The organism is Sneathiella litorea, from assembly GCF_009882915.1.
In the GTDB taxonomy this organism is placed as follows: domain Bacteria; phylum Pseudomonadota; class Alphaproteobacteria; order Sneathiellales; family Sneathiellaceae; genus Sneathiella; species Sneathiella litorea.
Genome location: NZ_WTUW01000009.1, coordinates 746,393 through 759,756, shown reverse-complemented (window position 1 = coordinate 759,756; position 13,364 = coordinate 746,393). Strand labels below are relative to the sequence as shown.

At 50.4% G+C, this 13,364-nt stretch carries 13 protein-coding genes; 2 read left to right on the top strand and 11 right to left on the bottom strand.

The features are described 5' to 3' along the window. Window positions 1-21: 21 nt before the first annotated feature. Window positions 22-1,392, top strand: coding sequence for an SEL1-like repeat protein (locus tag GQE98_RS17535; protein WP_161317177.1), 1,371 nt, complete (start codon window positions 22-24; stop codon window positions 1,390-1,392). Window positions 1,393-1,425: 33 nt separating this feature from the next. Here GQE98_RS17535 and GQE98_RS17530 read toward each other — a convergent pair whose 3' ends face one another. The 10 genes from GQE98_RS17530 to GQE98_RS17485 form a co-directional block, all read right to left on the bottom strand. Beyond that, window positions 1,426-1,884, bottom strand: coding sequence for a molybdenum cofactor biosynthesis protein MoaE (locus tag GQE98_RS17530; RefSeq protein ID WP_161317175.1), 459 nt, complete (start codon window positions 1,882-1,884; stop codon window positions 1,426-1,428). Between the two features lies 1 nt (window position 1,885). Beyond that, window positions 1,886-2,137, bottom strand: coding sequence for a molybdopterin converting factor subunit 1 (moaD, locus tag GQE98_RS17525; protein ID WP_161317173.1), 252 nt, complete (start codon window positions 2,135-2,137; stop codon window positions 1,886-1,888). Further along, window positions 2,134-3,390 (bottom strand): molybdopterin molybdotransferase MoeA, encoded by a 1,257-nt coding sequence (gene moeA, locus GQE98_RS17520; RefSeq protein ID WP_161317171.1) that lies wholly within the window; start codon window positions 3,388-3,390, stop codon window positions 2,134-2,136. Before moeA ends, moaD begins: the two co-directional genes overlap by 4 nt. Further along, entirely contained in the window at window positions 3,374-3,895 is a 522-nt protein-coding gene (gene mobB, locus GQE98_RS17515; protein ID WP_161317169.1) for a molybdopterin-guanine dinucleotide biosynthesis protein B, read from the bottom strand. The genes moeA and mobB overlap by 17 nt, the downstream gene beginning before the upstream one ends. 25 nt (window positions 3,896-3,920) lie before the next feature. Then, on the bottom strand, window positions 3,921-4,484 hold the full coding sequence (pgsA, locus tag GQE98_RS17510; protein ID WP_161317167.1) for a CDP-diacylglycerol--glycerol-3-phosphate 3-phosphatidyltransferase: 564 nt from the start codon (window positions 4,482-4,484) through the stop codon (window positions 3,921-3,923). 73 nt (window positions 4,485-4,557) lie between these two features. After that, complete coding sequence (uvrC, locus tag GQE98_RS17505; RefSeq protein ID WP_161317165.1) at window positions 4,558-6,471, bottom strand: excinuclease ABC subunit UvrC; 1,914 nt, start codon at window positions 6,469-6,471, stop codon at window positions 4,558-4,560. A gap of 410 nt (window positions 6,472-6,881) precedes the next feature. After that, window positions 6,882-7,304, bottom strand: coding sequence for a dihydroneopterin aldolase (folB, locus tag GQE98_RS17500; protein ID WP_161317163.1), 423 nt, complete (start codon window positions 7,302-7,304; stop codon window positions 6,882-6,884). Next, a complete protein-coding gene (locus GQE98_RS17495; RefSeq protein WP_161317161.1) occupies window positions 7,297-8,055 on the bottom strand; it encodes an SDR family oxidoreductase in 759 nt (252 codons plus the stop codon). The genes folB and GQE98_RS17495 overlap by 8 nt, the downstream gene beginning before the upstream one ends. Window positions 8,056-8,079: 24 nt before the next feature. Further along, window positions 8,080-9,054, bottom strand: a complete 975-nt coding sequence (locus GQE98_RS17490) for a calcium/sodium antiporter (RefSeq protein WP_161317159.1) — start codon at window positions 9,052-9,054, stop codon at window positions 8,080-8,082. Window positions 9,055-9,254: 200 nt separating this feature from the next. Then, window positions 9,255-10,184, bottom strand: coding sequence for a TraB/GumN family protein (locus tag GQE98_RS17485; protein WP_161317157.1), 930 nt, complete (start codon window positions 10,182-10,184; stop codon window positions 9,255-9,257). Between the two features lie 139 nt (window positions 10,185-10,323). Here GQE98_RS17485 and modA point away from each other — a divergent pair, with 139 nt between their 5' ends. Beyond that, window positions 10,324-11,070, top strand: coding sequence for a molybdate ABC transporter substrate-binding protein (gene modA, locus GQE98_RS17480; protein ID WP_161317155.1), 747 nt, complete (start codon window positions 10,324-10,326; stop codon window positions 11,068-11,070). Here the strand turns inward: modA and uvrB are convergent. Continuing rightward, window positions 11,067-13,241: an excinuclease ABC subunit UvrB gene (gene uvrB, locus GQE98_RS17475; RefSeq protein WP_161317153.1), complete on the bottom strand. Its 2,175-nt coding sequence runs from the start codon at window positions 13,239-13,241 to the stop codon at window positions 11,067-11,069. The genes modA and uvrB overlap by 4 nt on opposite strands. Window positions 13,242-13,364 lie beyond the last annotated feature (123 nt).

The following is a 13,364-nucleotide window of genomic DNA, read 5'->3' as shown; positions in this document are numbered from 1 at the left end:
TTACCGGGACACAAGATCATTATGAAAACGAAGCGTTTTTCACTGGCAATAGCGCTGGTTTTTTTCAGCACGCAATTTGTTCAGGCAAGTTATGAAACGGGGCAGGAAGCCTTGAACAATAACGACGCCTCCGCGGCTATCGAGGAATGGCAGCCTATTGCGAAACGGGGTGATGCAAAGGCGCAGTTTGCGCTTGGGCAGATTTTTGAAAAAGGGGCTGATGGCGTCGAGACTGATATTGTTGAGGCATACTCCTGGTTCAAGCTGGCCGCGGCTCAGGATTATCAAGATGCGAATGAAGTGATTGAGAGGCTTCGTGCTTCTATGTCGACAGAAGATTTGCGGGAAGCGCAGACAAGATCTCTCATGGCTCTGGGGGTTTGGTTTCGGGATTATACCGGGCAGGACGAAGCCGCATTTCAGGAGACAAAGGCAGCAACAGTCGCTCAGAAACAATCTCCATTAGAGACAGAAGATTCACTTGCTGAACAACGCGCTGCAGCTCAGCGAGAAATGATCGCACAGCGAAAAGCGGACGCGGAGGCCAAGGCAAAGGCGCTTGAGGAAAGCCGTCAAGCAGCAATCCTTGCCGCACAGCAGGCAGCCGAAGAGGCGAAACGCCAAGCGGAGATACGTAATAAAAAAATCGAAGAACAGCGGCTGGCCATTGCCCAAAAGGACGCACAGCAAAGTCAAACCAGCCTTGACGCAGCAAGGGCGCGTCTTGCAGACTTGATGGCCAAACAACAGGGCGCAGCATCGGTCTCAGGAGGCAGTGCTGCAGCGGCATCGTCGCTGCAGGAGCCCGTCACGCCGGCTCAGGTTGACTCTACACCTGAAAATACTTCATCAAATGCGATGGCGATACCGGGACAAACAGAGCCAGTAGCTGTAACGCCGACCCAAAAGTCCTTGGCAGAGGTACAAAATGCCGGGTCCCCAGCAGACGGCAAGCAACCGGCGTTATTAAAATCTGAAGCGATGCCCGAGCCAAAACCCTCATCTGAAATACAGACGGCGGCGCTTGCACCATCAACTGAGTCTGCCAAAAGTTCAGCCGAGACTAATCTTGCGGAACCGGCTTTGACAAATTCAAAGTCTGAGGCTTTGGCCTCGCTTAAATCCCTTGATGGATTAAATGCAGATGCGGTTGAGGAAATATTCGAGCAGGCGAAAATTGCTGATCTTGATAATGCGGCGGCGCAAACGGAGATTGAGCAATCGTTGGTTCGGATTGAGGCGTTGAAATGGTCTCTTATTTCTGGGGCAAAGGGTGATAACGCAGCACCAAAATTAAACAAGGTTCTGATGTCAAAAATGTCTTCTGTGCAAATAGCGGAGGCTAATCGGCTGGCGAGGCAATGGCTGATTGATCGTCAGAAAGAGCTTTAATCAGAAAACAGGCGCACGCCTTTAATCAACAGGCTAAGTATCTGAAGACCAGCGTTTTGCTGCCTCCAGATCGCTTTCTCGCTCATTTACCCAGTTTACTTCACCGCTTGCGTTCATTTCCTGCTTCCAGAAAGGGGCCTTGGTTTTTAACCAGTCCATCAAGAAATGAGCGGCTTCGAATGCGTCTCGCCGATGGGGTGATGCCGTAACCACCAATACGATAGGTTCACCGAGCGCCATCTTTCCGTGCCGATGAATGATCAGGCATTCCTGTATATCCCAGCGCCCTCTCGCTTCATCTTCAATCTTCGCAAGTTCCCGCTCTGTCATGCCGGGATAATGCTCCAGGCTCAGGCCCGTCACTTTATTTCCGTCGTTGAAATCCCGCACAAGGCCGGTAAAGCTGACAACGGCGCCGATATCCGTACGGCCGGTTGTAAGGGCCTCAATCTCCGCGCCGATATCGAATTTTTCGCGCTGGACACGGATCATTTCATCCACCTGTTACAGGGGGAAAAAACGCAATTTCATCGCCCTCTGAGAGCGTGGTATTACCTGTAATATATTCCTGATTAACCGCAATTCTGACAACCTCCAGGTCACTGAATACTTCTTCGAATGCAGGACCGCGTTTCTTCATCCAGCGCACCAAGCTATCAGTATCGCGGCGTTCATCCGAACAGCTCACAACTTCTTCCGTCATCTGTAGTTTGGCTTTCAGCCAGGCAAAATACAGAATTTTCATCTCATCAACTCCGAAAAGGGGAAAAAAGTGATCAGATCCCCTTTGTTTATATAGGTGACATCGTCCCCAATTTCGATCAAGCCATTTGCCCAGACAGCAGAAGAAAGAATACCTGACCCTTCTGTCGGATATTTTTCGACTATCCCGATGCCAGTATCTGAAACGTGATAGCGCGCCCTTAACCATTCCGTCCGGCCGGGTTTCTTTTTCAGGCTGAAATCTGATGTCGCCTGAAAGGAAAGGGGAGGCGTTGTATTCGCGCCACTTAATATTTTAATCAACGGGCGGGCGAACATCAATGTACAAACAAGCGCGGCAATTGGATTCCCGGGCAAGCCAATAAAGGCGGTATTCCCTATCTGGCCAAGAGCCAGCGGTCGCCCCGGCTTGATGGCAATGCGCCAGAAATGCAGGTGACCTATATCATTAAGCGCTGTCTTGACATGATCCTCATCGCCCATCGAGACACCGCCTGAAGTCAACACAAGATCATGGTTGCTCGCGGCCTCGTGTAACGCCGCACGGACGACCGGTAGGCGGTCTTTTAGAATACCAAGGTCCGTGACGGAACAGCCAAGATTGGCAAGAAGGCCGATCAGGATTAATCTGTTACTGTCATAAATGCCGTTGGAAGAACGGGGTTCGCCGGGATTGACAAGTTCATCTCCCGTTGAGAAAAGAGCGACCTTCAGCCGCTTGAAGACATTAATTGATTCCAGTCCGACAGACGCGAGATACCCAAGCTCTTGTGGGCGTAGCTGTGTTCCTTTCGTCAATAAGATCTGACCCGCTTGAATATCCTCTCCCTTCTTGCGACAGTTGTCTCCAGCCTTTAATCCGGTCGGAAGGATGACTTGATTGCCTTGTATCGATACATCCTCTGTCATGGCAATTGTATCGAGCCCTTCGGGCATTACGGCTCCAGTTAGGATCTTGATGACTGCGTCGGTTGCTAGGGGGCCTTTCCAGGGGTGGCCGGCTTTGCTTTGGCCTGTAATATTGCGCGGTTTATCAGGTTTTTTCTCATAGTCTGCAAAGCAAAAAGCATACCCATCGACAGCGGAATTATCGGTCGGAGGGATGCTCATTGTTGCATAAATATCTTCCGCGAGTATCCGGCCTTCCGCTTCAAAAACTGTCGTTCGCTCGGTGCCCGCAAGTGGTTTCGCGGCAGCGGCGATCTTCGTCAATGCCTCAGCAACGCTGATCATCTCCGACGCGTTCGAAAAACAGTCATTAGCCAGCCGTTTCATTCGTAGTGACCTCCAACTTAAAATATTGAACAATAAAATCAGCAATAGCATTTTCATTATTCAAATTGAGAATTGGGACGGGGGCTACGTAAGTTAGATCGGGGGTCGCCAGAGCGACAATGCTATCATCCGAGGCGACTCTTGGCTCAGTACCGCTTTCCTGACGCCAGACCTCAATTTTTGGAAAACTTTCTGACTTGAAACCTTCTACCAAAAGGATATCAACAGGTGCCATCCTGGCAATGAGATCCTCAAGATGTGCCTCCCCATTGTCATGGTTTTCATGCATGAGTGCCCAGCGGTTTGATGAGGAGATAAGGACTTCTTCTGCGCCAGCCTCACGATGGCGATAAGAATCCTTACCCGGCACATCAATATCGAACTTATGATGCGCATGCTTGATTGTCGACACCTTGAAACCACGTGCTTTCAGGGCGGGGATCAACCGGGTAAGAAGAGTTGTCTTGCCATTTCCACTCCAGCCCGAAATGCCAATGATATTCATACCTATCCTACCCGCATCTGTCCTATCACGAGCCTTCAGCCATCATATGTTTCAGGCCAAGACGCAAATAGTCATATCCGGTCCAGACAGTCAGGGATCCGGCCACCCAGAGTAAAACCTGACCGATAAGAATGGCGTCGAACTGCCCTTCGACTGCAGGGCCGCCCAACAGAAAGCAGATCGCAAAAATCTGGGCAGTTGTTTTCCATTTCGCAAGTTTGCTGACCGGCATGCCGACACGCAGTTCCGCTAGATATTCGCGCAATCCCGATACCAGAATCTCCCGACACAGTATGATCGTAGCGGGGATAAGATCCCATTCGCCAATGCGCCCGATCCCGACGAGAACGAACAATACGGACGCAACAAGCAGTTTATCCGCGACGGGATCCATAAACCGACCCAAATTGGATGTTTGTCGATAGCGCCGCGCGAAATACCCATCCAGGAAATCCGTTATCCCGGCCGCAATAAAAAGGCCAAGCGGTACCCAGCTTCCCAAATCTCCTGGCAGAAAAAGCGAAGCCAGCAGCAGGGGGATGACAACGATACGTGATAGTGTCAGTAAATTTGGTAGGCTTGAGAGCATGAGTATTCTTGACGCCAACGGCTGATGAAAAAATTAGTATAGGGACCCGCCATGGGGAATTAAAGAGTAGAAATCAGCTTTCTTCATGGAAAAACTGATAGATGGTATCTGCGATGGCGCGAGAGATCCCTTCTACCGCTTGCAGATCGCTCAACGCTGCCTGCTCAACGCCCTTGGCAGAGCCAAACCGGTTGAGAAGAGCCTTCTTGCGTTTGGCGCCAATGCCCGGAATTTCGTCCAGAGGAGAGCGCCCGATTGCGCGTGACCGTTTTGCCCGATGCGTCGATATTGCGAAATGATGCACCTCGTCACGAAGTCGTTGCAGGAAATAGAGCGTGGAATCCTTTTCTGGCAGGGAGAAGGGAGCTTTTCCGGTCATAAAGAACCGCTCCCGTCCAGCGTTTCGGTCAGGGCCCTTTGCAATGCCGACCAGAGCAACGTCCGTGACACCAAGATTGTCAAATACTTCCTGCACGGCGCTCAGTTGTCCCTGACCGCCATCGATAAGGATTAGGTCGGGCCATTGTTCGCGCGAACCTGACAGGGCGGGTCCCGCTTTGTCAGGATCTTCCTTCTGCAAGCGGGAAAACCGCCGAGTTAATACCTCACGCATCATGCCGTAATCATCCCCAGGCGCGAGTGCGGTGTTCTTTATATTGAACTTGCGGTAGGCCTTTTTCTCAAATCCCTCTGGTCCGGCAACCACCATGGCGCCTACCGAATGGGTGCCCGAAATATGACTGTTATCATAAACCTCAATCCGCGATGGTGGTTCCGCAAGCCCGAACGCCGTAGCAACACCTTCAAGATGTCTGCGTTGGCTGGCATTTTCCGCCAGACGCCTCGCCAAGGCTCCCTTCGCGTTTAAAAGTGCGTGCTCCACCATTTCCCGTTTTGCACCGCGTTTGGGTGTGTCGATCTTCACAACCCTTTCGGACGCAATTGATAAGGCTTCACCGATTAGGTCAGCGTCTTGAAGTTCATGGCTCGTCCAGATACGCCGTGGGGCACTGCGCCCGTCATAGAACTGACCGATGAAGGCGCTAAGGATATCAGATGGGTTATCATCCTTGTTGTGGGTTGGGTAATGGGCGCGATTACCGAAGTTCTGGCCGGACCGAAGAAAAAAGACCTGAACGCATGTCTGACCGCCTTCCTGATACGCGGCAATGACATCGACTTCCTCGACACCGGGCAGGTTAATCGTTTGCTTTGACTGGATATGAGCCATGGCTTTAAGCCGGTCGCGCAGGACGGCTGCCTGCTCGAAATCGAGCGCGTCGCTTGCCACCTGCATTCTGGCCGCCAGCTTTTCCTGAAGCATATGGCTCTTGCCGGAGAGAAAGCTGCGTGCTTCATCCACGACGTCGAGATAGTCCTCCCGGTTGATAAGTCCAACACAGGGCCCAGAGCAGCGTTTAATCTGATACTGAAGGCAGGGGCGGGTGCGGTTCTGAAATTCAGAGTCCGAACAGGAGCGTAGGGGAAAGAGGCGCTGAAAGGTTGCCAGAGTTTCATTTACGGCACCAGCCGAGGCAAAAGGACCATAATACTCACCTTTGCGCGATCTCGCACCGCGATGCTTGGTGATTTGCGGCCATTCGTGATCGCCGGTAATCAGGATGTAGGGGAAGGATTTATCATCGCGCAGGATGATATTATAGCGCGGCTTCAGGTTCTTGATCAGATTGGCTTCAAGGAGCAGTGCCTCAACCTCAGTATGGGTTGAGACAAATTCCATTGACCGGGTTAATGAGACCATCCGCATAATTCGCGTCGACTGGCCTGTCGTTTTTACATACGAACTTACGCGTTTCTTAAGGTTTTTTGCCTTACCCACATAGAGGATCTGTCCGTCCGCATCAATCATGCGATAGACACCAGGGGAATTGGGAAGGTTTTTTAAAAACCGTTCGATCACCATGGCCCCGCGGCGGAATGGTGATTCGCTGTTATTACCGGTAGAATCTGAGTTCTGGTGCATCATTAATATTTATCAGGTCGTAAAAAGCAATGATAGTTAGTAGATGGACTTAAAACGATTATCAGTAAAATACCCTAACCCCCTTATTATTAAGAGACATTAGAAGTCCAAATTTTCCCTCTAATTTTAGCTGTTACAGTTTTTTTACACTATCCACTTTTTCTGTGGATAACTTTGTTAGTAAGCCGCTGACATGCAGCTGTAGGGCATGGTAACCCTAGCCTTTAACGACACTGCCTAATTTTTAGGCAAATAAGTAACCATTTGAATTATATAGGTTTTTCAAAAGTCAAGCCAGAGGTTCCTGGGGAAATGTAATTTTATTTGGGTTTTATGGGGGAATTGACGGGTTTGCGCCGCAATGTGCACAACTAGCGCTGAGATTTCGTCAAATTTTACGTTTTTTACGATTTTCAAGAGACCTGAGGTCTTCCACGAATAATTTCAACGCCAACACTTGTCGTGTTTTTGATAGCGTTGAGCTTTTCAACCTTTATCTTCACCAAGCTAACCCTCTCATTGGCAAGGCAGATTGCGGCAACTTTCTCAGCGAGCGTTTCTACGAGGTTAACATGCTCACTTTTTGCCATGTTTGTGATGTGATTCGAAATTGTTTCATAACAAACGACATTCTTGTAGTTGTCCGCAAGCGGGGCCAGTGGATCGGTCACCGTCATCTCAATATTAAGGCGAACGGGTTGCGGCGTAGATTTCTCATGTGAATACACGCCAATCAGCATGTCCACCATAAGGTCGTTGATGAATACCTTATGCGTGGATGCTGGCCGGGTCATCTTTTCAGAGTAAAGTACATTTGCTGTCGTTGGTTTATTCATACACGCCTTCTTTCGTCTCGCTTTGACTTACCGGCAGATGCTGACCACCATCAAGGGAAACAAATTCACCGGTCATCGATTTCGCCGCCAGAATAAACTGGACGGCGAGTGCGATTTCCTCTGGTGTTGGACCATAGCCTAGAGGAACCGATTTTTGCTGCTGTTTAAATTGCGTCGCCGTCTGTCTTGTATTTGCCAGGGTCGGTCCGGGACCAACTGCGTTGACCCTTATATGCGGCGCGAGCGCCATTGCGGTTGTCTGTGTGAGTGTCCAGAGTCCAGTCTTGCTTATCGTATAGGACATAAACTCAGGGCGTAGGTTAAAAACCCGCTGGTCAGCGATATTGATAATATTACCCTGTATATCGACAGGAAGCTGTTGGGCAAAGGCTTGCGTGAGAAGCATCGGCGCAAGCAGGTTTGTATTGAGATGCATATGAAAGCTTTCAGCGGTTACATCGTCAATCGTATCTTTTTCAAAAACGGCCGCATTGTTTACCAGACAATTTAGCGGCCCGAGGGCAGCATTCACCTCAGGAATGATTTTGGTGACCTCGGTTGGGTTTGCCAGGTCCGCTTTGACAAGAACAACATTTACCCCTGTCGCAGACAAGTCATCTTTCAGTGCCTCGGCCTCTGATCTTGATTGCCGGTAATGAAGGGCAATGCCCCAGCCCTTGTCGGCAAAAGACGTGGCGATGGCGCGGCCAATGCGCCGACCCGCTCCTGTTATTAAGACATTATTTGGCATTCACGCGATGTCCTAAGTTAGTTTCTAATGCACCGGTGCGGCATAGACGCCAGACATACCATAAAACTGCGCCATGACATAGGCGACATAGGCAATGCAAAACGCCCCACCCATAACCCGGCCGATGGGTTTTTTGGATATGAAAATCGGGATCATGAGAAGGGAAACGAACAGCATGATCCAGAGATCGAAATGCAGGATCTGCAAGGGCGCTTGCATTGGTTCGACAATCGCCGTTACGCCGATGATGCCTGTGATATTGAATAGGTTGGAGCCCAGAACATTCCCGATAGCCACGTCCCCATGGCGACGGAAAGCGGCAATTATAGACGTGGCAAGTTCTGGAAGGGAAGTGCCAAGAGCAACAAGGGTCAGGCCAATGATCTCATCTGAAACACCGGCAACCCGTGCAATCACTTCCGCGCCCTGAACAAGTAGATGCGACCCAAATATCAGGCCAAAAAGTCCCATCAAAACAAAGAGTATGCTGATATAAATACTTTTCGGCATATTCTGTTCATATTCTTCCAATGCTTCCTCGGCGCCTTCGTCCCCCTCCTTGCGGGCACGATAATAGGATCGGACAATAACAGCAGTCAGGACAGCGAGAAGAAGCGCTCCCTGCCAAAGATGGAGCTCGCCATTCCAGACCAGGACCATGAAGAGGATTGATGCGAAAACCATGATGAGGCAGTCGCGAAGTGCGGAGCGAGTATCACAAACCAGCGGATAGATTAGCGCAGGAACGCCAATAACCAGCAGGACATTAGCTATATTACTGCCAATCACATTGCCGAAGGCTATGCCCGGCACACCATCAATTGCAGCCTGAATGCATACAACCAGTTCCGGCGCGGAAGTCCCAAAGGCAATCACCGTAAAACCAATGACCAGTTTTGACACGCCCATCTGTTCCGCAAGGGCAACAGAGCCCCGGACCAGAAGTTCACCACAAACCAGAAGGATTACCAGACCAGCAGCTACTTGTAGGTACATCATAAAGGGCTAACACCCCGGGACAAATTTCCCGTTACACTCATCCCGTCACCACTGTTCCTTGAAGACATCAGGTTGTTATATAGACATGGCGGGGTATCAGTAAAAGAGCTAATGGCACTAAATTTCTGTCTTTTCAAATTAGAGTGCGTATTTACTCAAGGGTGTGGCATGGTTACTGCAAGTTATTTAAGGGGCTACTGCTAGTATTTTCGCTCAATTGAATATCCCTTCTCCTTAAGGAGTGAGAGGACGCCTTCTTCTCCTGGAAGATGGAGGGCGCCTATGCCAACAAAGACGTTCCCGCGCGCCAACTCAGGGAGCATGCGTTCAACCATGTGATGGTTTCGAGTATATATAAGGTCGTTCGTCATGATATCGTTTAAGGCCGCGCTCGCTCCCTCAAGCGTTTCCTCAAGATCACAGGCGATCCATCCGGTGTTTCCGGAAAGATAATAGCTCGTCATTTTCTCGAGCTCTTCATTAAGTTCGCTATGTTCGGCAATGGCTTGATCGAGAAACTCCAGTTGTACAGCTTTCGGCATGGTATCGAATATATCCAACTGCTCTTTATAACTCTCAAGAGCTATGACGCGTTTGCCGGATTGCAGGGCGGATTTTTCAAGCTCCTTGTCAAGCAATGTCAAGGAATGGGTGTCGTTTGTTCCCTCGGGTGGCGGCTGACTGATGATTGTCGCTGCGGCCCATATTTTAAGTCGATCGAGGGTAGTAGGTGCCATTCCATATGGTTCTACAAGTCTGGTGAGCTGTTCAAATCGCTTGTCGCCGACTAGCTTCTGTAAACTTTTCCCGGGCGAAAGTAGCAATAGGCGTTGATTTTGGGCGATTTCGTCATCCTTCAGGGATGTTTCAAAAATTGCCGTGGTCGAGGCGATAAATACCTGCATCACAACGCCGGGTATATGTAGAATGCGGGGGTCCTTTGAATGCATCGTGCCAAAGATATAGCTTGGCGGCACATTGTCTCGAGATACTTTCCAGAGCCGTCCTTCATCGAAGGGGCGGTCGGTACAATTTTCCGGCGGAAGAGGTTTGGCGAGGCCTTGTAACGAAAGTCCCTGCGACAGGATTAGAAGAATAAGGCACAGGAAAAGCCTTGAAAGCATTGTCATAATAAGCCTCGTCGATTGCCACCGTTGCGAATTACACTTAAACTAACACAACACTCAGAATTTTCACGAAATAGCCGACTCAAGGGATGGATTATTGACTGTATACAGATTTCTTCGGATTTTTTTTCTGCAATTGGTGATGGTACTAATACTGACTTTCACTTCTGTATCGATCGTTAAGGCGGCTGAAGAGGATGTCGTTGTTTTTGCAGCCGCCAGTACATCGGAAGCTGTTTCTGCGCTTGGGTCGGCATTTGAAAAGCGGACCGGTTTTACCGTGATTGCTTCCTTTGCCGGCAGTGGAACGTTGGCTCGGCAGATTAAGGAAGGGGCGCCGGCTGATATCTTTATTTCTGCAAATTTACCCTGGGTGGAATTTCTGGATAAATCTGAATTCCTCGAACAGGGGAGTTTGGTAAGGATCGCGTCTAACAATCTAATCCTCGTCGCCCCAAAGGACGCTATGCTACCTGATCCCTTTCTTTTCGAGAAAATACCCTCCCTTCTCGGGTCGGGACGGCTGGCGATCGGCAATCCAGCTCATGTGCCCGCAGGTGCATATGCAAAGGCCTCTCTCCAGACCCTTAACTTATGGGACAAGGTAAAAGAGAGTTTGGTGATGCTGCCAAATGTCCGGGCTGTCTTGGCTTTGGTAGAGAGGGGAGAGGCACCCTTCGCAATCATTTATGAAACGGATATGCGACGTGCCAAGAATATTCAGCTCGCGGCTGTTTTCCCGCGCGATTCCCATCCGCCTATTTCCTATGCCATGGCAAAGGTCAAGGGGAATGACGGCCATTCAACTGACCTTTTTTATAAGTTTGTACGCTCAGAGGAGGGACGGGAAATCCTCCGCCAGCATGGATTTCTAGCGTTCGAGAACTAGCCGTTTCGAGTTCGTCCGCCAAGGACATGGCCGCTACCGGCTTTCCCTTTGCGTGATCGGCCTTGCGGTCGGCCGCTTTTCGGGCCGCCGATGCCCAGTTCGCGATCTTGCAGTTTCTTGATTTCGTCGCGTAATCGTGCCGCTTCCTCAAACTCGAGATCCTCGGCGGCAGTACGCATTTTCTTCTCAAGGCTCTCGATATGCGCCTCGAGATTATGGCCGATCATATTGTTTGAGTCTTCGAGGCCCAGACTCACATTATAATGATCCTGCTCATAGACACTCTGCATGACATCGTCGATATTTTTCCGGATAGACATGGGGGTAATTCCATGTTCTGCGTTGAACGCCTCCTGCTTATCCTTGCGCCGTTTGGTCTCGTCCAGCGCGAACTGCATGCTTTTGGTAATCTTATCCGCATAGAGGATGACGCGGCCATCCACATTTCGTGCCGCACGGCCAATTGTCTGGATTAATGAGGTGGAGGATCGCAGGAAACCTTCCTTATCTGCATCGAGAATAGCGACAAGCGCACATTCGGGGATGTCCAGACCTTCGCGAAGAAGGTTGATACCCACCAGAACATCAAAAGTGCCTAATCGGAGGTCGCGGATAATTTCTATGCGTTCCAACGTATCAATGTCTGAATGGAGATACCGAACCTTAATCCCGTTCTCATGAAAATACTCGGTCAGGTCTTCCGCCATTTTCTTGGTCAGTGTCGTGACGAGTACTCGTTCCCCCTTTGCTGCGCAGAGTTTACATTCGCGCATCAGGTCGTCCACCTGTTGATCGACAGGGCGGATAATGCAGTCCGGATCGGTCAGGCCGGTGGGGCGAATAACCTGCTCAACGAACGCGCCGCCTGTTCTTTCGAGTTCCCACGGGCCGGGCGTTGCAGAAACAAAAACCGTCTGCGGCCGCATGGCCTCCCATTCCTCGAACTTGAGTGGCCGGTTATCCATACAGGAGGGGAGGCGGAAGCCATAATCCGAAAGGGTTGATTTACGCCGAAAGTCGCCTTTGTACATGGCGCCGATCTGGCTGACGGTGACATGGCTTTCATCTACCATCAGCATCGCATTGTCAGGCAGATACTCGAACAGGGTTGGCGGGGGTTGGCCGGGACCACGGCCGGAGAGGTATCTTGAGTAATTCTCGATACCGGCACAGGCGCCTGTCGCCTCCATCATCTCGAGATCAAACATTGTCCGTTGTTCCAGACGCTGGGCTTCCAGCAGCTTATTCTGCGCCTCAAATTCCGCCAGACGCAATTTCAGCTCTTGCTTTATCTGTTCCTGCGCCTGTCGCAATGTCGGTTTAGGCGTCACATAATGACTGTTTGCATAGATCCGCACGTCGGAAAGAGTACCCGATTTTTCACCGGTTAAGGGGTCGAACTCGGTAATGCTCTCAAGCTCATCGCCGAAAAGCGAGAGACGCCAGGCACGATCTTCCAAATGGGCCGGGAAAATTTCGATGGTGTCGCCGCGCACCCGGAAGGTGCCACGGGTAAAGCTCGCATCATTGCGGCGGTACTGAATTTCCACCAGCTGACGGAGCAGATCCTGCCTGTCAAACTCCTTGCCAACCTTCAGATCAAGCGTCATCTCACTATAGGTTTCAACGGAGCCGATACCGTAAATGCAGGAGACAGAGGCGACAATGATCACGTCATCTCGCTCAAGAAGGGCGCGCGTCGCGGAATGGCGAAGGCGGTCAATCTGCTCATTTACTGAGGCATCTTTTTCTATATATGTGTCCGTCCGCGCCACATAGGCTTCCGGCTGGTAATAGTCGTAATAGGAGACGAAATATTCAACGGCGTTATTGGGGAAAAACGCTTTCATCTCTCCATAGAGCTGAGCAGCAAGTGTCTTGTTATGGGCGAGGATGAGAGTTGGCCGTTGCATTTTCTCAATGACCTTCGCCATTGTAAAGGTCTTGCCGGAGCCCGTTACCCCGAGAAGAACCTGATCTTTTTCATGCTGCTTTATGCCGCTGACAAGACTGCTAATGGCCTCCGGCTGGTCGCCAGCCGGTTCATATTCTGAAACGACTTCAAAGGCGATGCCGCCTTCCGATTTCTCCGGTCGGGTCGGCCGATGCGGAATGAAGGCGGGCGATGCGTCTTCTAGTCCAGATGTTTCATTTTTGTTCTCAAATTGCATGGACTGGTTATAGGGTGATTACGCCCAAATTTCCATCAATATCTGATACAGGTTATGAAAATTTGATGAAATGCGCCTGCGGTCAATAAACAAATCACAGGGACCGCCCGGACGTCCTTGGAC